At 40.8% G+C, this 20,813-nt stretch carries 12 protein-coding genes; 6 read left to right on the top strand and 6 right to left on the bottom strand.

Annotated features, from left to right (window positions below):
* Positions 1-12 precede the first annotated feature (12 nt).
* Positions 13-3,777 carry a hydantoinase B/oxoprolinase family protein gene (locus tag BMY70_RS27350; protein ID WP_229209804.1) on the top strand — a complete coding sequence of 1,255 codons (3,765 nt, stop codon included), beginning with the start codon at positions 13-15 and terminating at the stop codon, positions 3,775-3,777.
* 68 nt (positions 3,778-3,845) lie between these two features.
* The gene (locus tag BMY70_RS27345; protein ID WP_090341030.1) at positions 3,846-5,006 is read left to right on the top strand and encodes an NRAMP family divalent metal transporter; all 1,161 of its coding nucleotides are present in this window, start codon (positions 3,846-3,848) and stop codon (positions 5,004-5,006) included.
* Positions 5,007-5,015: 9 nt separating this feature from the next.
* Here the strand turns inward: BMY70_RS27345 and BMY70_RS27340 are convergent, their stop codons facing one another.
* The 6 genes from BMY70_RS27340 to BMY70_RS27315 form a co-directional block, all read right to left on the bottom strand.
* Positions 5,016-7,184 (bottom strand): glycosyltransferase family protein, encoded by a 2,169-nt coding sequence (locus BMY70_RS27340; RefSeq protein ID WP_090341028.1) that lies wholly within the window; start codon positions 7,182-7,184, stop codon positions 5,016-5,018.
* Between the two features lie 313 nt (positions 7,185-7,497).
* Entirely contained in the window at positions 7,498-8,931 is a 1,434-nt protein-coding gene (locus BMY70_RS27335; protein ID WP_090341026.1) for an APC family permease, read from the bottom strand.
* A gap of 262 nt (positions 8,932-9,193) precedes the next feature.
* Positions 9,194-10,453, bottom strand: a complete 1,260-nt coding sequence (locus tag BMY70_RS27330; RefSeq protein ID WP_090341475.1) for an NAD(P)/FAD-dependent oxidoreductase — start codon at positions 10,451-10,453, stop codon at positions 9,194-9,196.
* Between the two features lie 116 nt (positions 10,454-10,569).
* Positions 10,570-11,568 carry a 4-hydroxyproline epimerase gene (locus BMY70_RS27325; protein ID WP_090341024.1) on the bottom strand — a complete coding sequence of 333 codons (999 nt, stop codon included), beginning with the start codon at positions 11,566-11,568 and terminating at the stop codon, positions 10,570-10,572.
* 88 nt (positions 11,569-11,656) lie between these two features.
* Positions 11,657-13,171 (bottom strand): aldehyde dehydrogenase (NADP(+)), encoded by a 1,515-nt coding sequence (locus BMY70_RS27320; RefSeq protein ID WP_262485760.1) that lies wholly within the window; start codon positions 13,169-13,171, stop codon positions 11,657-11,659.
* A gap of 116 nt (positions 13,172-13,287) precedes the next feature.
* Entirely contained in the window at positions 13,288-14,226 is a 939-nt protein-coding gene (locus tag BMY70_RS27315) for a dihydrodipicolinate synthase family protein (protein ID WP_090341020.1), read from the bottom strand.
* A 397-nt stretch (positions 14,227-14,623) separates the two neighbouring features.
* Between BMY70_RS27315 and BMY70_RS27310 the strand changes: the two genes are divergently transcribed.
* The 4 genes from BMY70_RS27310 to BMY70_RS27295 all read left to right on the top strand — a co-directional run bounded on the left by BMY70_RS27310 (position 14,624) and on the right by BMY70_RS27295 (position 20,805).
* Positions 14,624-15,718, top strand: coding sequence for a Gfo/Idh/MocA family protein (locus BMY70_RS27310; RefSeq protein ID WP_090341018.1), 1,095 nt, complete (start codon positions 14,624-14,626; stop codon positions 15,716-15,718).
* Between the two features lie 573 nt (positions 15,719-16,291).
* Positions 16,292-16,903, top strand: a complete 612-nt coding sequence (locus BMY70_RS27305; RefSeq protein ID WP_090341016.1) for an RNA polymerase sigma factor — start codon at positions 16,292-16,294, stop codon at positions 16,901-16,903.
* Positions 16,904-17,040: 137 nt separating this feature from the next.
* Positions 17,041-17,346, top strand: a complete 306-nt coding sequence (locus tag BMY70_RS27300; protein WP_090341013.1) for a hypothetical protein — start codon at positions 17,041-17,043, stop codon at positions 17,344-17,346.
* A gap of 207 nt (positions 17,347-17,553) precedes the next feature.
* Positions 17,554-20,805 carry a SusC/RagA family TonB-linked outer membrane protein gene (locus BMY70_RS27295; RefSeq protein WP_229209803.1) on the top strand — a complete coding sequence of 1,084 codons (3,252 nt, stop codon included), beginning with the start codon at positions 17,554-17,556 and terminating at the stop codon, positions 20,803-20,805.
* Positions 20,806-20,813 lie beyond the last annotated feature (8 nt).

The following is a 20,813-nucleotide window of genomic DNA, read 5'->3' as shown; positions in this document are numbered from 1 at the left end:
AAACCTACCATTTTGAATACTTCAAACACACCAATCTGGAAAATCAGTATTGATACCGGCGGGACTTTCACAGACTGTCTTGCTATTGATCCCGAAGGAAAAAAGACAAGAATAAAGGTATTGAGCTCTTCACGATTGAGAGGGAGAATAAATAGAAAAGTCACTGATCTAACCTATGACTTTTATTCACCCTGGATTTATGATACTGAACTGCTGGCTGGATATACTTTACGTGTTGGCACTGGCGACGAATCGGCTGTATTGGTTGCAATAGATTATGACAAAAATATACTGACCTTAGATGCTGAACTTTCGGATATTTCGAATGCTGACTTTGAATTATTCAGCGGAGAAGAAGCACCTGTCCTGGCAGCCAGGTTGCTGACGAAAACAAGTTTGAAAGATCCACTTCCACTTATGGAAATGCGATTGGGAACCACCAAAGGGACAAATGCATTGCTGGAACGAAAAGGTGCGAAGACACTTTTGGTAGTCACAAAAGGCTTTAAAGATTTATTATATATAGGAAATCAGCAGCGGCCATCTCTTTTTCAACTAAATATCCCTGAACCAAATTTATTGTACTCGGATGTCATTGAACTGCATGAGCGGATCGATGCTGAGGGTCATATTATCAAGGAATTAGATAGCCGCGATTTCTCACTTTTTCCGGGGATGCACTTCGGATCGATTGCAGTTTCTTTGCTGCACTCATATAAAAATGATCAGCATGAAATTGCCATCACGTCGGCTTTCAGGCAAAGTGGAGCAAAGTATGTATCCGCTTCATCTCAGCTTTTTCCGTTCTCACATTATCTAAGACGCACCCAGACGGCGGTCGTTAATGCATACCTTGATCCAGTTCTGGACATCTATCTTACCAATATAAAAAACTCTTTGCCTGATGGAAGTTTGAAAATCATGACCAGTACCGGTAGTTTGTCCGAACTGAATGGTTTTAGAGCAAAAGACAGCTTATTAAGTGGTCCGGCCGGTGGAATGGTCGCAGCAACCAATACGGCGAAACTTCTTGGCTTTCCGAAAGTACTGACTTTTGATATGGGTGGAACCAGCACCGATGTGGCAAGGATTGACGGGCAGCCTGAATTGAAATATATCACTGAAATTGACGGAATCGAATTTCACAATCCAACGCTTGCCATCGAAACAGTCGCAGCAGGCGGCGGCTCAGTTTGCTGGTTTGACGGGTTCACTTTGCAGGTCGGTCCTGAAAGTGCAGGCGCATCGCCGGGCCCGGCCTGTTACGGAGCTGGCGGCCCCTTAACGATTACAGATGTAAATCTTCTTCTCGGAAAACTGGATCCGGCCAAATTCGGAATTCCCATTCGTAAGGAAAAAGCATTATCAGCACTTACAAATCTTCAGACTTCTATTTTTGACAAGACAAATAACTTGCTTTCTGAATCAGAAATCCTGATAGGTCTGGAAAGGATTGCAAATGAAAAAATGGCTGACGCGATTCGAAAAATTTCGGTAGCGAAAGGGATAAATCCTGCGGAATATGCTTTGATTACATTTGGCGGCGCAGGTGGTTTACATAGTTGTCAACTGGCAGATTTACTCGAAATCAAAAACGTAATTATTCCTTACGATGCGGGACTTTTCAGCGCAGTTGGTATTGGAGAAGCACTGATCAGTGCCCTTGTTTCCAAACAAATTATAACTCCATGGGAAAAAGCAGAAAGTCAAATTTCAAAATGGAAGGATGAGTTACTTGCCAACGCTGAAATTGAACTTACCAGACAGAAAATTACCGAATATGACATCGCCTTTTTCACCGTTTTCCTCCGTTTTGCAGGACAAGAAAATGCGATTGAGGTACCTTATGAAGGAGAACAGACACTGGAAAATTTTAAAAAATCTTACATTACTCAATTCGGCTATTATCCCGAAAATTCAATTGTCGAACTTGAAAGTTTAACACTCAAAGTTCAGGAAAAGGCTGATGTTATCGCCTCAGATTCTATTTTGAATCAGGGAAAAACCGTTGACGCATTGCGGCAAGTCGAACCATTTTATACTTCTGAAAACACAGAAATTGCAGGCTTGTATGAATGGGATATACTGAGCACAGGCGATGAACTGACTGGTCCGTCCATTTTGCTTAATAACACTTCCACTGCTTACATTCCGGCAGGCTGGAAACTTGTTATTCAGGAAAACAAAGATGCAATTGCTTTTAAGACTCAAACAAAAAATATCCAGCCCGGGGAATATAGCGACGAAGTTTCGTTGCAGCTTTTCACGAATCGTTTTAAAGCCATTGCGGAGGAAATGGGCGTTCAATTGCAGCGAACTGCTTTTTCTGTTAATGTGAAAGAACGTCTCGATTTTTCGTGTGCACTGCTGGATGCTAATGGCGAATTGTTAGTTAATGCGCAGCATATTCCTGTTCATTTAGGCAGTATGGGCATCTGCGGAAGGCTTGTCCGGGATGCAATCATAATTGGGCCGGGTGACGTTGTTATTACAAACCATCCAAAATATGGCGGTTCTCACCTCCCGGATATTACATTAATTTCTGGTGTTTTTACGGAAGACAGTGAGTGTCTGGGTTATGTAATTAATAGGGCGCACCATGCAGAAATTGGTGGAAAAACGCCAGGTTCGATGCCGCCGGACGCGACATGTCTGGCCGAAGAAGGTGTTGTCATACTTCCACAATATCTGGTAAAAGCAGGGGTTTTTCAGTGGGAAATTATTAATAAAATCTTCACCGGATGTGCGTATCCAACGCGCAATTTTCTTTCCAACGAAGCTGATATCACGGCCGCTTTATCTGCATTAAAAAAAGGTAGTGAACAACTTTTGAAACTGGTTGATAATCATGGGAAAGAAACGGTTAAAAAGTACATGTACCTGTTAAAAACCAGCGCAATTCAGCAGCTGGCGTATGCATTGAAACCACTGGAAGGTAAAACATTTGAGGCCACTGAATTCCTTGATGACGAATACCGGATCCAGGTTAAAATTTCAATAGATCCAGACAAACAGATTTTTGATTTTACAGGAACTTCACCTGTGCACCCTAACAATCTGAACGCGAATATCTCGATTTTATACAGTGCCATTTTATACGTTTTACGGTTGCTGGTAAATAAAGAGATCCCGCTAAACGACGGGTTAATGAAAAATGTACAGATCGTTCTGCCCGATAACAGTTTTCTTCATCCTGATTTCTCCGACGATCCGTTAAAATGTCCGGCTGTTGTGGGCGGCAATACCGAAGTGAGTCAGCGGCTGGTTGATACATTACTAAAGGCTTTTGAACTGGCAGCGTGCAGTCAGGGAACCATGAACAATTTTCTGTTCGGAAACAAGAATTTCGGGTACTATGAAACCATCGGCGGCGGCGTTGGCGCGGGCCCGGGTTTTAAAGGAAGATCTGCTGTGCATCAGCACATGACTAACACAAGAATCACCGATCCGGAGCCGCTGGAAAGGAAATATCCGGTAAGACTGCTCGAATTCGGTATACGCAAAAACTCAGGAGGCGATGGCAGGTTTGATGGCGGAGATGGTATTATAAGGAAAGTAGAATTTCTCGAAAATTTACAAGTCACCATCATGGGGCAGCATCGCAACTACGCACCTTATGGCTTGAACGGCGGACTAGACGGAAAACCAGGAAGACATACCTTGACAAGTAATCATATCGCAACACAACTTCCAGGAATATGCAGTCTTGAAGCGAAAAAAGGCGATATTTTAACAATTGAAACGCCGGGCGGCGGCGGATATGGCATGCCGGAATAGAAATCAGCTCAATACGAAAACGAAGAACAAGATAAAAACGAAAACTCCGTGTCCAAACCGAACTACTAATGTCTGTAAAATCTTCAAAAGCGCTTCTAGGTGCAGCATTTTTAATGGCAACTTCGGCAGTCGGCCCTGGCTTTCTGACACAAACAACCGTATTTACAGAACAACTTGTTACAAGTTTTGGCTTCATTATTCTGATTTCTGTTTTAATCGATTTGTGCGTACAATTTAACATCTGGCAAATTGTAACTGTATCCGGAAAACATGCTCAGGACCTTGCCAATGAACTTTTTCCGGGGTTAGGATATCTTCTTGCTTTTTTAATTGTACTTGGTGGGTTAGCCTTCAATATTGGAAACGTTGCCGGTGCAGGTTTAGGAATTGAAGCGATGACAGGAGTTTCCGTAAAAACCGGAGCCGCTATCAGTGCGATGATGGCCGTTGGAATTTTTCTATTCAAAGAAGCCGGAAAAGCGATGGATATGTTTACGAAAATTCTAGGGCTGGTTATGATTGCCCTGATCTTATACATTGCTTTCACATCAAATCCACCCTTCGCCGAAGCGATTCACCATACGTTTATTCCTGAAAAATTTAATGCAATTTCAACCTTAACATTGGTTGGAGGAACTGTCGGAGGTTATATATCTTTCGCCGGTGCTCACAGACTTTTAGATTCCGGATTTAAAGGAGAAGCTTCTTTGCCCCAGGTAAATCGGGGTGCAGCAACAGGAATTCTGGTCACGGCTCTGATCCGTTATTTTCTTTTTCTCGCTACTTTGGGCATAATACTGGCAGGCGCAAGAATCAATCCTGAAAACCCTACCGCCTCCGTTTTTGAAAATGCCGCCGGCCAGTTTGGTCGACAAATGTTTGGCTTAATGATATGGTCTGCGGCTATTACTTCTGTGGTAGGAGCAGCGTATACTTCAATATCATTTCTAAAATCCTTCCACCCTCTTCTTGAGAAATACCAGACCTATCTGACGATCATCTTTATTCTGATCTCAACAATCATATTTTTGTTTGTTGGAAAACCTGTAAAAGTGCTGATTTTTGTAGGCACCTTAAATGGATTTGTCTTACCGATTGCACTTACAATATTACTAATCGCCAGTCGAAGATCCCGGCTTATGGGAACCTACAAGCATCCTGTTTTATTACAAATTGCCGGCTGGCTGGTAGTTCTGGTTTTGCTTGGTTTAAGCGTCAATTTATTTTAAAAGTTCAGCTTAAAATAATTTACGATTGCAGCTCGTCTTTTTCAGTTTTACCAAATAAAATAAACGTGACTTGTAAATCGCTTCAATATTTTCATCCGGCACGAAGCCCTTTAATAATTCCGGGTCATCTCCAAGAATATAGTCGTAGCAAAAATCCTTCTGCGCATTTTTCAAGACCATAAATTCTTTTTTGTAATAGATATATTCCATTCTTCCCGGATTCTCTTTTCTGGTAGAAAGCGCGCTCCAGTAATTATAGAATCCCAGTTCCTTTCTGAATAAAATTCCTACATTTTGATTTTCTCCTTCGACATGGTCGAGTAAAGGTTTGACGTTGTAATAATTATCCAGATGGCTCAGAAAGTACATTTTCTCTCTGCTGGTAGAAAAAACAGTTGCTGATTTATCGTCATCGTAGTAACCAAGTTTTTCAAGATCTTTAAAAATCTCTGCCCGTTCACTGTAACCTGGCCAGGATTTTATCGGGTGGCACCGGTCTTTTCCAGGAAATACATAATAATCTCCAAGCTCCTTTTGATAAATTGATTCCTGCAAACTGTCCGTTGCGCAGATCGCAACCGGGATATGCCCGAGAACCTTTTTAGTAAAATATCCCATCGGTACAAGCGGCTTGTTTGGATTCCCATAGACAAAAACAGAAGAGACAAGCATCAGCGGAATAATCAGATAGGCGATCCTGAATTTGAAAACCTCACAATAAATATAAGCTACTAAAATTCCCCCCATTGCAAAGAAAGGCATATGCGTTCTTGTGCTCCAGAGCTGAAACTTCATCATAATGCCAAATAAAATAAATCCAATTACGGCGCTGATCCAGACCCATTTTACCTTCCATTGATTTCTTACAAAAAAAATTGGGATGCAAGCAATTGCCATTAGCCAGAGATGAATTGTGTTGGGTACCATGTCTTCATGCACAGAATAACGAACAGAGAACGGATCTAATCGTAAGCCAATATCGTTTATATCGACACCAAGAAAATCATGAAAATCCCGGATCCGGGTATCTACAAATTGATTAAATCCATTATTGGGAAGTCCAAGATGCAGTCCGATATTTTTGACAATACCGGAAATTGCAAAGGCTACGGAATGTTTATCAACAGGAATTTTTTCAGAGAAAAATCTTGAATCTGTTGGCGGGCTCATGACATTTCCGAACAGCTCATAATTTCTGTAAAAGAATGGTGCGAACGTCAGAACCATAAGCAAAATGGCTAAAACAAGGACCTTTATTGCATATAGAAATCCATATTTCGTCAGAATGCGAATCGCGAAATAGAGCGTAAAAGGAATACCAAAAATAAAGACAGTATACTTCGAAAATCCTCCAAAAGCCAGTGATAACAAAAAAGCGAAAAGCGTCAGCGAAGATTTATTTTCCAGCAGATCAAACCCAAAAAAGACAAATGTGATGAAGAAAAAACAAGCTACATAATCAACCTGAGCACTCGTGCTTTCAAAAATTCCTATTGGTAGTGTTAACAAAAATACGGCGGCCAGCAGTTGACCATTTGCGTTCATACCTACTCGTTTAGCCAGCAGACTGATCCCGCAAAGAGAACCCAAGAATGCCCCATACTGAATAAGTCCTGCGTAAGCATCTGACCCTGAAAGCAATACACTATCTAATACCAAATATTCTGCAAAAACATTTAAATAAAGCTGCTGAATATGTTGTGTAGGGAAATGATCAAGATTTCCATTTGTTACCCAAAATAGAATCCGGTTTAAATGATAGCTGTGCGCGTCAAAATTATTGGGTGGTGGAAATACAGCAAGGAATAATAGTGGCAACACAAAGAACAGCAATCCAATCAACGAAATTATTCTATTCGTTTTACTTAATCCTATGAATCGAAAAACGTCACCCAAGGCATTTAAATAAGCAAAAGAAATTTTTCCTTTTGCACTCAAGTAGCCGAGAAATCCCGCTAATACCAATACTTCTATAAGCCAAAAAATCAAGGCAGAAGTGGCGTTCAAGGCATTGAAGCAGGAAAACGACTCGTTATAAACAAAAATAACAACGCCGTTTGCAATCAGTGAAAATATAAAGGATGCGCGAACATTGGTATAAGGACCTTTGTACGTAGATGTCAGAAAAAAGAGAATGAAAAATAAAAAAACGGAAACCAGAGGTAGCAAAAATTCCATGAATTACCGGTTCAATCTGTTAGTAGTTGTAAATCTTATTGAATTAGGCTGCGAAAGATAGTCTAAATAGAACAAATTTTACATAAATACGCCATCAGATAGCAAAAGTATGAAAGCAGAATTGCTTTTCATCTTCTATTTATTTTTCGGTAAAAGTACTTTAAATATAGTTCTAACAGATTAATAGTGAAGTTTCGGGCGTTTACAGGGACCCTTTTTATAGTAAAAGTTGGTAATGATAGCATCGTCTTTCGATCGAATTATCTCTATCAATACCAACTTTCAAAAACCATATTAAATGACCTTCAGATGATTAATCTGCGGTAATAATATCTTTTTTTGCAATAAGGTAGTAAACCGGAATTCCTAACAAAACAATGATAAGCCCCGGCCAGGTATACTCTGGTTTGAAGATGATAAGCAACACGCAAAATGCGATCCCCATCATAATATAAATAATTGGCAGAAATGGATATCCGAAAGCTTTGTAAGGCCTGTCAGCATTTGGTCTCTTTTTACGAAGTATAAAAATTCCAATAATCGTCAGCATGTAGAACACAACTACAACAAAAGAAATCATATCCAGAAGATTACCATATTTTCCGCTCAGGCTCCATAAAGATGCAATCACACACTGGATCCATAAACCAAATTCCGGTACCGAATTCTTGTTTAACTCTCCTACTTTTTTGAAGAACAAACCATCTTTTGCCATAGAATAGTATACACGAGCTCCCGACATGATCAATCCATTATTACAACCAAAAGTTGAAACCATAATCATGATGGCAATAATGATCGTTCCCGAATCTCCAAAAATCACTTGGGATGCGGTAACACCTACCCTATCCTTATCGGCGGAGGCAATCTCAGGCAACGATAGGACGCCGGTATACATGATATTTGTCAATAGGTAAATAACCGTTACGATGATCGTCCCCAAGGCAAGACTCAAACCAATATTGCGTTGCGGATTTTTAATTTCTCCGGCAATGAAAGTTACATTATTCCACGAATCACTGCTAAAAATAGATCCAACCATGGACGCTGCAATTGCTCCGAAAGCAGAGAAAGTTGTGTAAGATTCAATGCTTCCGTCTAAATTTAACTTATGCAAATCCCACATGGTTGCTGAATCCCAGTTATTATTCCAAACCTCGGATTTCATAAAAAGCAACCCGAAAACAATCAATCCAAGAAGGCTCAATAGCTTGGCAAGTGTAAAAGTAGTCTGAATTATTTTCCCGCTATTAACGCCACGTGTATTGATAAACGTAAGAAAGACGATGATAACAATCGATAGTAACTGCGCCGGCGTTATCTGAAGAAATCCGAGATCAATTGCGACAAGATCCTCACTGAAAACAGGTAGAAGATAGGCTGTGAATTTTGCAAATGCTACAGCAACAGCCGCGATTGTAGCCGTTTGTATCACAGTAAAAAAGCTCCACCCATAAAGAAAGCTGATTAGTGGATTATAAGCCTCCTTTAAATAAACGTATTGTCCACCTGCTTTTGGAAACATTGCGCTAAGTTCGCCATAACTCAATGCCGCAGTCAGCGTCATAAAACCGGTGATCAGCCAAACAAACATCAGCCAACCAACACTTCCGGTATTCCGGGTTATGTCAGCACTAACAATAAAAATCCCTGATCCGATCATACTGCCAGCTACAAGCATAGTGGCATCTACAAGGCCCAGGGATGGTTTAAATGAAGTATTTTCCGACGTACTTTCTTGTGACATATAAGGGTTAGGTTACTAAGGTCATGCTTTTACCTCTGAAAGCTACAATAATATTTTAGAACAATAAAACTTCCAATTCGTTAAAAAATCCAAAATAGTAAAATTTGTTTTAATCCACTTTATCAGAATATTGTTTCAATCCGTAAGGATATACAAAAACTTTCCTCGTATATTTATCGATTTCACCATAACTTATTCCTTCACCTGCTCGGATACAACCAAGGTATAAAGCTTACCATGACCACTACTTCAAAAAACCGGATCAGTTGTAACGTTGTGGATCATAAATTGAAATATCGATAGAATTTGACTTGCGATCAGCCAGTTCTGCAACAATTTTTCCAGTAGCAGGACCAAGACTTACGCCCATCATACCATGACCGCCGGCTACGATTAGATTTTTCAATTTCTTACTATATCCAAGATAAGGCAGACCATCCGGCGAACAAGGACGGAAACCATACCATATGTCTTTTACTTTTGGTAAGTCTGTTGAAAGGTCAGCATAATATTGAGGAATTGAATTTACGATACCCTCTACCCTGTTCATATTTACCTTGTCATTTACCGGCGCAATTTCCATCGTCCCGCCGAAACGAACCTGTCCGTTCATCGGTGTCACTGCTACTCTGGCCTCGATCAAAAGTGACGGATGAATAATTTTATGCTCCGTGTTTGGCTCCATAAATGAATATCCTTTTCCAGGCATTACCGGAATCGACAATCCTGCCAGTTTTGCAAGCTCGGGAAGCCATGTTCCACCCGTCATCACGACAAGATCGCCTTCAATATCTCCATGTCTTGTCTGCACCGCCTTGATCTCACCATCACGAATATCAAATCCGGTTACATCACTGTTTATTTTAATCTCTCCACCGTTCTTTTTCACAAACTCAATCAATTGGGGTATCAGTGCATTGGGATACAAATGCGCGTCGCAACGATAATGAACAGCGCCGATCACATCAAGATTTGTATGCGGTTCCAATGCCTGCACTTGATCTTTACTTAAAATATCAACATCCAGACCAAGTTTCTGCGCGTCTTTTCCTACATGGATTTCCTCTTCACCTGCCTTTTCAGTTTTGTAAAGCATCAGAATTCCTCTGTTTTCCAGACCGAAATTAAACCCTGATTCTTCGGAAAGATCCTTGTATAACTGACGGCTCAATAAATGATAATCTCTCAAATAGGGCGCTGAATTTTCCACATGACTTGCCGTGGCACTTTTCATAAATTTCAAACCCCAGGATATCAGTGAAAAATCCAGAGAAGGTTTCACATAAAAAGGGCTGCGGCTGTTGAACATCCATTTTATTCCTTTCGAGATCATTCCCGGTGCTGCCAAAGGGATAAAATGACTGGGAACGATCATTCCTGCGTTTCCATAAGAACAATTATTTGTCATATCACCCTTATCCAGAACCGTTACCTTCCACCCGTCTTTCAACAGATAATAAGCGGAAGCCAACCCCATAATTCCGCCTCCAACAATGACAACTTTTCCTTTATTTGTGTCCATTTTCATATCGTTTAACCGCAATGGACGCAAAGTTTTACGCAATGGACGCAACCCTGTATTTTAAATTTCGCGTCCATTGCGAAATCCATTGCGCCTATTACGGTTAAAATTTTCTATTACAACACTTGAAAACCGTAAGCATACGGATCTTCGTCGTCGATAATGATTGTATTGTAGCCTGTCACCATCGCCCAGCCTTCAATTCCCGGAATGATCGCAGGTTTATCACCGATGGCAACTTCATCTTCAACAGTGCCGATAAACTTGGACCCGATAATACTTTCATGAACAAACTGGTCGCCTTTTTTTAATTTTCCTTTCGCATGCCATTGTGCCATCCGTGCCGAAGTGCCCGTGCCGCAAGGAGATCTGTCGATTGCTTTATCTCCATAGAAAACTGCATTTCTGGCTGTTGAAGTTGGATCAAGCACCGCGCCTGCCCATAAGAAATGGCTCAGTCCGTTGATATGCTCGTTTTCGGGATGCACAAATGTATATTGTTCATTCATGCGTTTCCTGCAAACCCGGCTCCAGCTGATTAATTGATCAGCAGTATAATTTTCCAATCCTTTGAAATTTTCCTGTGGGTCTACGATTGCATAAAAGTTGCCGCCGTAAGAAACATCCACAGTCAAAGTACCTAAATCAGGACATTCAACCGTCAATTTTTCAGCTGCTAAAAAAGACTTGATATTAACCAGTTTAACGGATTTGACCTTCTTTCCTTCTTGCACATACTCTACCAGAACGAGTCCGGCTGGTGTTTCAAGACGAAGTTTCCCCGGCACTTTTGGCGTTACCAATCCTTCTTCAATCGCGATAGTAACTGTCCCAATAGTTCCATGACCGCACATAGGCAGACAACCGCTGGTTTCGATATATAAAACTCCAATATCATTTTCAGGATCGACTGGCGGATAAAGTATGCTTCCGCTCATCATGTCATGACCACGAGGCTCAAACATCAATCCTTTTCTGATCCAATCAAACTCTTTCAAAAAATGAAGCCTGCGCTCCATCATACTGCTACCTTGCAATAACGGTCCGCCGCCCGCGACAACCCGTACCGGGTTGCCGCAAGTATGGGCATCTATACAGAAAAAAGTCTTACGCATATGTATCGGCTGTCAGCTATCGGCTTTCGGCATTCAGCTTAGGCATTTAAATTATTTTATTTTAATTCCGTTTAAAATTTGAAAGCAATCAGCCAACCGCCTCTTTTGTTCTTTCATTATTGACTGTCCGCCATATATTCAGCGGATTGCTGCTCTTCAATTCGTCAGGTAAAAATTCGTCCGGCCAGTTTTGAAAACTGAGGGGTCTTACAAAACGTTTGATCGAATCTGCTCCTACGGAAGTATAGGCTCCATTGCTTGATGACGGAAAAGGTCCGCCATGATGCATCGACTTACACACTTCAACGCCTGTCGGGAAGTTATTAAATAAAATACGACCGCATTTTGTTTGTAAAATTGATAATACCTCCGTGTTCTCAGACAAATCTTCGTTAGTTGCAAATAGAGAAACAGTCAGTTGCCCTTCCAGTTTTTCTGTAACTGCTACTAATTCTGATGCATCTTTACATTGAACTATTAATGCAAAAGGCCCGAAAACCTCATGGAGTAAAGCAGGATTAACAAGTAATTCAACACCCGCCACCGTTGCAACAGTTGGTAAACCTTGTCCTTTTGCCGCCTCCGTGGCAGAAACCGCAAGAACTTCTACCCCTGACTGCCCGATAATTTTTTCGCGACTTTCAGCATATCCGTTTGCTATTTTCTCGTTAAGCATAGAAGAAGGAGCAATTCCGGCAATTTCCTGCTTTAATGCTTCAATAAACTGATCGAGATCCTTACCGGCGACGCCAATAACCAATCCCGGATTAGTACAAAATTGCCCAACACCCAATGTCAGGGATCCGGCATATTGTTTTGCCAGTTCCTGAGGTGCTGATTTAATTTTATTTGGTAAAAGATACAATGGATTTACGCTCCCCATTTCGGCAAAAACAGGTATAGGTTCCTGACGCTGGTTAGCCAGATCCATTAATGCCTTACCTCCACGATATGAACCTGTAAAACCAACCGCTTTCATCAAGGGATGACTTACAAGTTGCTGGCCCGTTTCGAATGTCGAACTATATACGTGTGCAAATGTTCCCTCCGGCATACCACTTTTCTCAACGGCACGCGAAATAGCATCAGCCATAATCCCCGATGTTTTTGGATGCCCTTCGTGTGCTTTCACAATAACAGGACAGCCTGCTGCAATTGCACTTGCGGTATCGCCACCCGCTGTTGAAAATGCAAACGGAAAATTGCTTGCTCCGAAAACAGTAACAGGACCTAACGGCACGACAGTTTTCCTGATATCTGGTTTCGGCGGCGTACGTTCGGCGTTAGCGGTATCGATGCTCGCATCAAGCGAATCACCCCGTTCCACTGCATCGGCATAACTTCTCCACTGAAAAATTGTTCTCCCTTTTTCTCCTACCAAACGCCCTTCCGGCAAATGAGATTCTGCCATAGCAGTTTGGATAAGCTCAGCACCTAGCGCCTCGATTTCATCCGCTACGGCACGCATGAAGGCGATTCGTTTTTGAAGCGGGAAATTTTTAATGATCAAAAAAGCCTTCTGGGCTTTTTGAACGATACCATCTAATTCTTCTTTTGAAATATCCATAATTGGGGCTTTTAGCGATTGGCTATCAGCGTTTATAATGTTGGTTGGTTTCCAAAAGCTTTACGTAAGCTTCCTGTTTGGGGCAAATCGCACATTGCCCTAAACAGGAAAGCACTTTTGGTCAAAGTTATAATTCAACCAGAACAACAAAATTATGCAACGGATGAGTCCACAGTAAGATTTAAATAATCTGATAAAACAGGCTGAGTTTCGATTGCTTCGTTGATAATCGCCAAAACTTTTTCTCTTTCAGCACCTTCCAAAACTAACCTTGGAGCTCTTACATATTCTGATCCGATACCTGCCAGGGTTGCAGCCAGTTTGATATTCTGAACTAGTTTTGGATGAATATCAAGCTCCAAAAGAGGAAGATACCATCTGTAAACAGCAAGTGCTTCTTTGTATTGACCCGCTTTTACAAAGTTGAAAATAGCAACTGTTTCTTTCGGGAAAGCATCTACCAGACCACCAACGACACCGTCTGCGCCAAGCATTACTTCTTCCATGATCAAAGTATCAACACCACAGAAAACTCTGAAACGGTCACCGAAACGATTAAAAATACGAGTTACATTACTTACGTCACGTGTAGATTCTTTGATCGCCTGAATATTCGGGTAAGCAGATAATTGCTCAAACATATCCAAAGTCACCTCGATCTTGTAATCAACAGGATTGTTGTAAATCATCAACGACAAAGAAGTGCTTTTTGCTATTGTTGTAAAATAAACAACCGTTTCCTGATCGTCTGCTTTGTAGCGCATCGGAGGCAAAACCATTAGTCCGTCAGCACCGATCTCTTCTGCTTTTTTCGCAATTTCAACAGCAACTGCTGTCGATTGTTCTGCAATACATAAAACCACTGGCATCTCCGCAGGAAGCGATTTTTTTGCAAATTTAACCAGTTCGTATTTTTCTTCCGATGTCAATGTGCTTGCTTCGCCCAAAGACCCCGCAACGATAATACCGGTAATTCCCGCTTCAACCTGCGCTGCAAGATTTTTTGCAAACATGTCAAAATCAATCGTGTCGTCAGATTTAAACGGAGTAACTAGTGCAGGAAATACGCCCTGCCATGATGCCTTGTCCATGATATATGTTTGATAAAATTTAAGAATCTGAATTTTTAACAAAGGTAAAGGGTGTATTGCCCGCAAACATTTCAGGTATTAATCAATAATAAACATATTTTAACATAAATGCAGTTGGCCGGCTGTTACATAAACAGCAAATCAACTGCAAAAGGCATTTTTACCAATTTTATATTGGTTTTAATTTCAAATACGGTAAATGATTTTGAAATTGTTCTGAAACCATTACAACAATAGCTATTTGAACAATGCCCGGAACTTGACTTAAAGAAACTTTTGAACCGGAAGTTCCTTGGCGTTACATAAACATCTTAATTTTCCCTAAACGAATTTAAATCCTTAATTTTGATGTTAATATTCCTAATCAACCCCAATTCCATTAAACATTAACATTCGTATGTCTGCTTCAGTTAATGAAAATCCATTGCGCGTCCTTGTTGTCGGCTGTGGTAATATGGGCGCATCCCATGCAATTGCTTACCAGTTATCAGACGGTTTCCAAATCTGCGGGATCGTATCGACAGGAAAAAGCAAAGAAGTTTTAAACGAAAAACTAGGCGGCGGTTATGCGCTTTACAGCGATTATGAAACTGCACTAAACGAGACTCGGCCGGATGCTGTTTGTATATCCACTTATCCGGATACCCATGAAGCTTTTGCGATCCAGGCATTGGAGGCAGGTGCTCATGTATTTATAGAAAAACCTTTGGCTGCTTCTGTTGAAGGTGCGAGAAGAGTTGTCGCTGCTGCAAAAGAAGCGGGCAAAAAAGTCGTTGTTGGCTACATTCTTCGCCATCATCCATCTTGGGAACGTTTCGTGCAGGAAGCTCAAAATATTGGCAAACCGTTGGTAATGCGTATGAATCTTAACCAGCAAAGCCACGGCTATATGTGGACGGTTCATCGGAATCTGATGAAAAGCCTGAGCCCGATCGTAGATTGCGGCGTACATTATATTGACGTGATGTGCCAGATGACCCGTTCAAAACCGGTGCGTGTTAATGCAATCGGTGCACGTCTGACCGAAGATATTCCGGCTGGAAATTACAATTACGGCCAGCTTCAGATCTGGTTTGAAGACGGTTCTGTAGGCTGGTATGAGGCGGGCTGGGGACCGATGATCAGTGAAACCGCATTTTTCGTGAAAGATGTTATCGGGCCGAAAGGTTCTGTTTCCATTGTTGCTAAAGATGCTGGCGGCGCGGGAAAATCTTCTTCAGTAGAGGCTCATACCAAAACGGAATCGATCCGTGTGCATCATGCTGCTTTAAATGATAAGGATGAATTTGTTCAGGAAGATTCCTGGATCAACCTCGAAGACGAGCCGGATCATCAGGAACTGTGTAACCGCGAACAGGCCTATTTCCTTAAAGCTGTAAAAGAAGATCTTGATCTTACAGATCATCTTGAAGACGCGGTAACAAGTTTACAGATCGCTTTTGCCTGCGATGAATCTGTTCGTAACGGTGGCGTGGTTATTGACTTGGTGTAAGCGTATTTAAGATATTTTTTTGAAGAACGGGTATCATTTCTGATACCCGTTTTTTTGTTAACATATTGCAATTTTAAGTTTGGGATAAACAATCAGATTTTCAAAATCTGAGCGGCACTGATTACTTCTCAGATAGGCTGATACTGAAAAAAATCACTTTTTAAATCGTGATTAAAAAAAATTAATTCTTTAACGCCGTCAGGCAAAACTGAGCATCTCCTCAAACCAGTTTTGATCTGTTACTATACAAGTTCCTGACGAAAAATAACCTTCTTCCTTGTTCTGAATTATTTTGATAGTCAACATCGTAACTAATTTGAACTTCTCTGAAAAGTCAAAAATTTACGTTTTTTAACAATTAGTTTATACACACTAAATAATCATCGGTTACATATATAAATCAGTTACACAATATTTTTTGCAAACGTTTGCAATGACTTTTTTAATACCAATATTAAAATTCTATTTAATTATTATATTTATTTATTATAATATTGCCCCTATTAATTAAAACTTTAAAAAATCTATTGTTAGAATTATACTTCCCTATCCTGATAAACAGCTGTAAAATCTATGAGCGCAAATAGAATTCAGTTTATCGAATTTAATGATGAGGAACTCTTCTCCGAAATCAAACTGGACAATCACCAGGCTTTTGAAGAATTATACCGCCGATACTTTTACCGACTTTTGAACGATGCCTATAAACGTCTTCACGACAGGGATCAGTCAGAGGAGCTGGTGCAAGAGTTATTTGTTAATCTATGGTCAAAAAGACATCAAATTTTGCTTGCTAAAACGTTTGATGCGTACTTTCACACGTCTCTGCGCAATGCTGTTATTTCTTTTTTCCGTAAAAATAATAAGGTAGCAGAATACCCGGCCGACTATACCGAACAAGAAGCCGGACAGGTAACGTATGAAGAAATCACGTACAATGATTTGAAAACAGCATACGAACAAAGCGTACAGGAGCTTCCTGAAAAGTGCAGGCACGCTTACGAACTCTTTGAAACCGGTTTATCAATTCAGGAAATTGCAACAGAAACCAATGTTTCTCCCAAGACAATCGAAAGTCATCTTCTGAAAGCAAGAAATGTGATACGCCAACAATTACGCGAGTATTCCCTGGTCTGCACTTCTCTTTTCTTGACTATTTTCGGACAATCACTAGACCTTTTATAGCCGTCAATATTACCAAATAAAAAAATTTCACTTTTTTTTATGATTCAGCTAAGGTATTTGAATTCCTCGTGCGTCCTAGTAATAGCTATCTCATTTTTGTATTAATCCGATTTATTATTATCCAAAACGAATACTTTATGAAGACACCTTTATCACCTGGACTATTGGATAAATATTTGACTGGTACCTGCACACAACAAGAGCGTGAAGAAGTAGAAGACTGGTATCAGTCCTTTGAAAGTTTATCAGAGATAAATACGCTTTTCCCGGAATCAAAAAGTGAAGAGTATTCAAAATCCGTTCTGGAAAAAATCAAGAATAAAATAAAACTGAGAGAACTTGAAGATAAAAAAAGCGGAAAGTTCCAGATAGGCAAGCAGGCATACTGGTATCTGGCCGCTTCAGTTCTGATCAGCACCTGCGTGTGGACTATTTCCCTTTAAGCTTGTCCATCAACAGACCTGCAATTATGGCTCATTTAACTTAGCAAATACAGTCCCTTTTTATAATTTAAATTAAATCACTTTATGAAAGAAAAAACCCTGACTACTTTTTTAGGCTGTTATCACCGATCACAGGCCATTAACGCTTACCAATATCTATGCGCATAGACTATACATTACATTTTCATAATTAAAGCAACCAACTGTATGAAAAGGAATATTACCAGAAAAGGCAAAACTCTCAAAGGGGCGATGCAAAAAACAGTCTTAGTGGCCCTCGCGCTGTCCTGTTCTTTGGGAACATACGCAAACGGGACCATTGAGACAATATCGTCAAAATCTAACAATGCGAATCTGTCCGGTTTGAAAACTGCTGACAGAACGATCAAAGGAAAAGTTACTGATAAAGAAAAAGGTGAAGGCCTTCCCGGGGTGAACGTTGTCATCAAAGGAACCAGCACGGGTACAACCACGGACGGAACAGGTGCTTATACACTTTCTGTGCCTGAAAGCGGAGCCATTCTGGTTTTCTCTTTCGTAGGTTATGTTAGCCAGGAACTTCCAGTAGGGAGCCGTTCTGTACTTGATGTGGCGATCGAATCAGATACAAAAGCATTAAGCGAGGTAGTTGTTATTGGTTACGGTACTGCCAGAAAATCTGACTTGACAGGTGCTGTTGGTTCTGTTAAAGAAGATCAGCTTAAAGAAAGACCTTCTCCTTCTTTGAATCAGGCTTTGCAAGGTAAAGTTTCAGGGGTACAGGTAAACGTTAACTCAGGTCGCCCGGGCGGAAGAAGCAATATACGTATTCGTGGATTCAGTTCTATCAACTCTTCCAATAACCCACTATACGTTGTTGACGGAGTGATGCTTCCGCAGGGAACTCAAAACCAGTATTCTTCTGCAATTGACTATATTAACCCTAACGATATCGTTTCTGTTGAAGTTTTGAAAGATGCATCTTCTACCGCTATTTACGGTGCAAGAGGTGCTAATGGTGTTATTCTCGTTACAACCAAAAAGGGAAGATCCGGTGAAGGGATCATTACTTATAATGTTGACGTGAGTGTGCCAACAATTGGTCCAAAAAGACCTAAAACATTGAATGCTCAACAGTATCTGGATGTAGAAGATCTGGCTTATGCTAATATCCAGAAATTTGACCCTGCTGGCTGGGCTTCTGGAAAATATGCTAACCTTAATCCTCAGACCCGTAGAGCAGCTTTCAGTCTTGCTCACCCTGATGTGTTTACTCTAGCAGCTGATGGCAGCTACAAACCAAATTACGACACTGACTGGTTTAAGGAAGCAACGCAAAACAAAGTTTCTCAAAACCATCAGCTTGGTTTCAGTGGTGGAAATGAAAGAACTACATACGCGTTGTCTCTTGGCTACCGGGATGATCAGGGTTTATTGAAGGAATCTTATCTGAAACGTTATTCAACACGTTTCAGCATTGATGATCAGGTAAAAAAATGGTTAAAAATCGGTGCAACGCTGAGCTATAACAACCAAAGTGAAAATCTTGTTGATATCAATGATGCTGTTCCTCGTCAGATGGTTGAGGATTTCCCTTTCCTTCCTGTAAGATACCCAGACGGAACTTTTGCTAATAACAGAGATTATCCTCAGGCAGAAGGTTCATTCAGTTCAATCCACAGATTATCCGGACGTAAATATATCGTGAATACTGCTACTACATTGGGTAGCTTGTATGGTAACCTTACACTTGCAAAAGGTTTGGAACTACGTTCAGTATTGGGTATCAATGTGATTAACCAGGAAGTAAACCAATCTCAAACGCGTACGTTGGCAATTTCAGAATTTGGTACTGCCAGCAAAGACGCAAGAAAAGAAACGTTCTGGTCATGGGAAAACTACCTGACTTACAACAAAACTGTTGGAATCCATGCTTTGAACGTGCTTGCCGGTATTTCTTGGCAGAAAACGAACATTACGACAACCAACGCCAGTGTTCGTAATTTCTCGACCGATTATTTCGGATTTGACAATCTTGGTGCTGGTGCTACATTACCGGCAGTTGGTTCTCTTGAACAAAGTTTCGCGTTTAACTCTTACTTTGGACGTGTGAACTATACGCTCCTTGATAAATATCTTGTTACGTTCACAGGACGTGCGGATGGATCTTCTAAATTTGGAGAGAACCATAAATTCGCATTTTTCCCTTCTGCGGCTTTGGCCTGGAAAGTATCAGATGAAGAATTCCTGAAAGGAAACTCGATCATTTCAAACTTGAAAATTCGTACAAGTTACGGTTTGACAGGTAACTCTGAAATTCCTCCTTATTCGTCTTTGTCATTGCTTAGCTCTACTTATGCTACAATCTACAACGATACAAGAGTAAGCGGTACAGGTATCAACCGTCTGGCTAACCCTGATTTGAAATGGGAAAAAACAGCTCAGACAGATGCTGGTGTTGAAATCAGTTTCTTGAAAGGAAGAATTTCCGTAGAAGCAGATTACTATTACAGAAAAACAACTGACATGCTTCTGGATGCACCGGTTCCACGTTCAAGCGGTTATGCTGTAATCAGAAAGAACATCGGTTCTATGCAGAATAAAGGATTTGAATTTACTTTGAACACAACGAACATTGAAAGAGGCGACTTCACATGGAACTCGAGCTTCAATGTCTCTTTGAACAGAAACAAAGTACTTTCATTGGCGACACCATCGGATATCTTCGGTGTAGGTGGTCCTAATTTTACAAACCAGACAGGTATCATCCGTATCGGTGAACCGGTTGGATCATTCTGGGGATTGACTCGTCTGGGAACATGGAGCGAAGCTGAAAGAGACGAAGCTGCCAAATTTACCAGCTACCGTAACAACCTTACCATGTTGCCTGGTGATATCAAGTACAAAGATATCAATGGTGATGGTGCTATTACTGATGCTGACCGCTCTATTATCGGAAATGGTAGTCCAAAAGCTTGGGGTACATTCTCTAACACAGTTCGCTTCAAAAGCTTTGACCTTACATTTGATGTTCAGTACTCATATGGTAACGACGTAATGGATATGACGCTTCACCCAAGTGAAGACCGCGTTTCTATCGCAAACAGCTACACTTCTGTATTGAATGCATGGACACCAACAAATCAAAACACGCCCGTTGCCCAAATTCGTGAAACAAGAGCTGGTTATGTAACAAACGTGGATTCTCACTGGATTTTTGACGGATCATTCTTACGCGGAAGAAACCTGTTGCTAGGTTATAACTTCCCGTCAGAAATGACAAGCAAATTGAAACTTAGCAAACTGAGACTTTATGTTTCTGCGCAAAACTTCTTCTTGCTTACAAAATACCCACACGGAGATCCGGAAGTTACACCAACGAACGGTGATCAAAACAGCAACGTGTTCTCACAAGGTATGATCTGGCACGGCTATCCAAAACCAACTACTTACATGGCAGGTTTACAGATCGCATTTTAATTGGCCAA

The sequence above is a fragment of the Dyadobacter koreensis genome (assembly GCF_900108855.1).
Taxonomy (GTDB): Bacteria; Bacteroidota; Bacteroidia; order Cytophagales; family Spirosomataceae; genus Dyadobacter; species Dyadobacter koreensis.
Note: the sequence above shows the minus strand (reverse complement) of the source record. Positions and strands in the feature narration are given on the sequence as shown.

What these genes read in the sequence shown, in the direction of transcription:
- BMY70_RS27310 (WP_090341018.1), top strand. Translation starts at nt 14,624, where the DNA reads ATGTCTGCTTCAGTTAATGAAAATCCATTGCGCGTCCTTGTTGTCGGC.
- BMY70_RS27295 (WP_229209803.1), top strand. Translation starts at nt 17,554, where the DNA reads ATGAAAAGGAATATTACCAGAAAAGGCAAAACTCTCAAAGGGGCGATG.
- BMY70_RS27340 (WP_090341028.1), bottom strand. Translation starts at nt 7,184, where the DNA reads ATGGAATTTTTGCTACCTCTGGTTTCCGTTTTTTTATTTTTCATTCTC.
- BMY70_RS27325 (WP_090341024.1), bottom strand. Translation starts at nt 11,568, where the DNA reads ATGCGTAAGACTTTTTTCTGTATAGATGCCCATACTTGCGGCAACCCG.
- BMY70_RS27330 (WP_090341475.1), bottom strand. Translation starts at nt 10,453, where the DNA reads ATGGACACAAATAAAGGAAAAGTTGTCATTGTTGGAGGCGGAATTATG.
- BMY70_RS27315 (WP_090341020.1), bottom strand. Translation starts at nt 14,226, where the DNA reads ATGGACAAGGCATCATGGCAGGGCGTATTTCCTGCACTAGTTACTCCG.
- BMY70_RS27305 (WP_090341016.1), top strand. Translation starts at nt 16,292, where the DNA reads ATGAGCGCAAATAGAATTCAGTTTATCGAATTTAATGATGAGGAACTC.
- BMY70_RS27335 (WP_090341026.1), bottom strand. Translation starts at nt 8,931, where the DNA reads ATGTCACAAGAAAGTACGTCGGAAAATACTTCATTTAAACCATCCCTG.
- BMY70_RS27300 (WP_090341013.1), top strand. Translation starts at nt 17,041, where the DNA reads ATGAAGACACCTTTATCACCTGGACTATTGGATAAATATTTGACTGGT.
- BMY70_RS27345 (WP_090341030.1), top strand. Translation starts at nt 3,846, where the DNA reads ATGTCTGTAAAATCTTCAAAAGCGCTTCTAGGTGCAGCATTTTTAATG.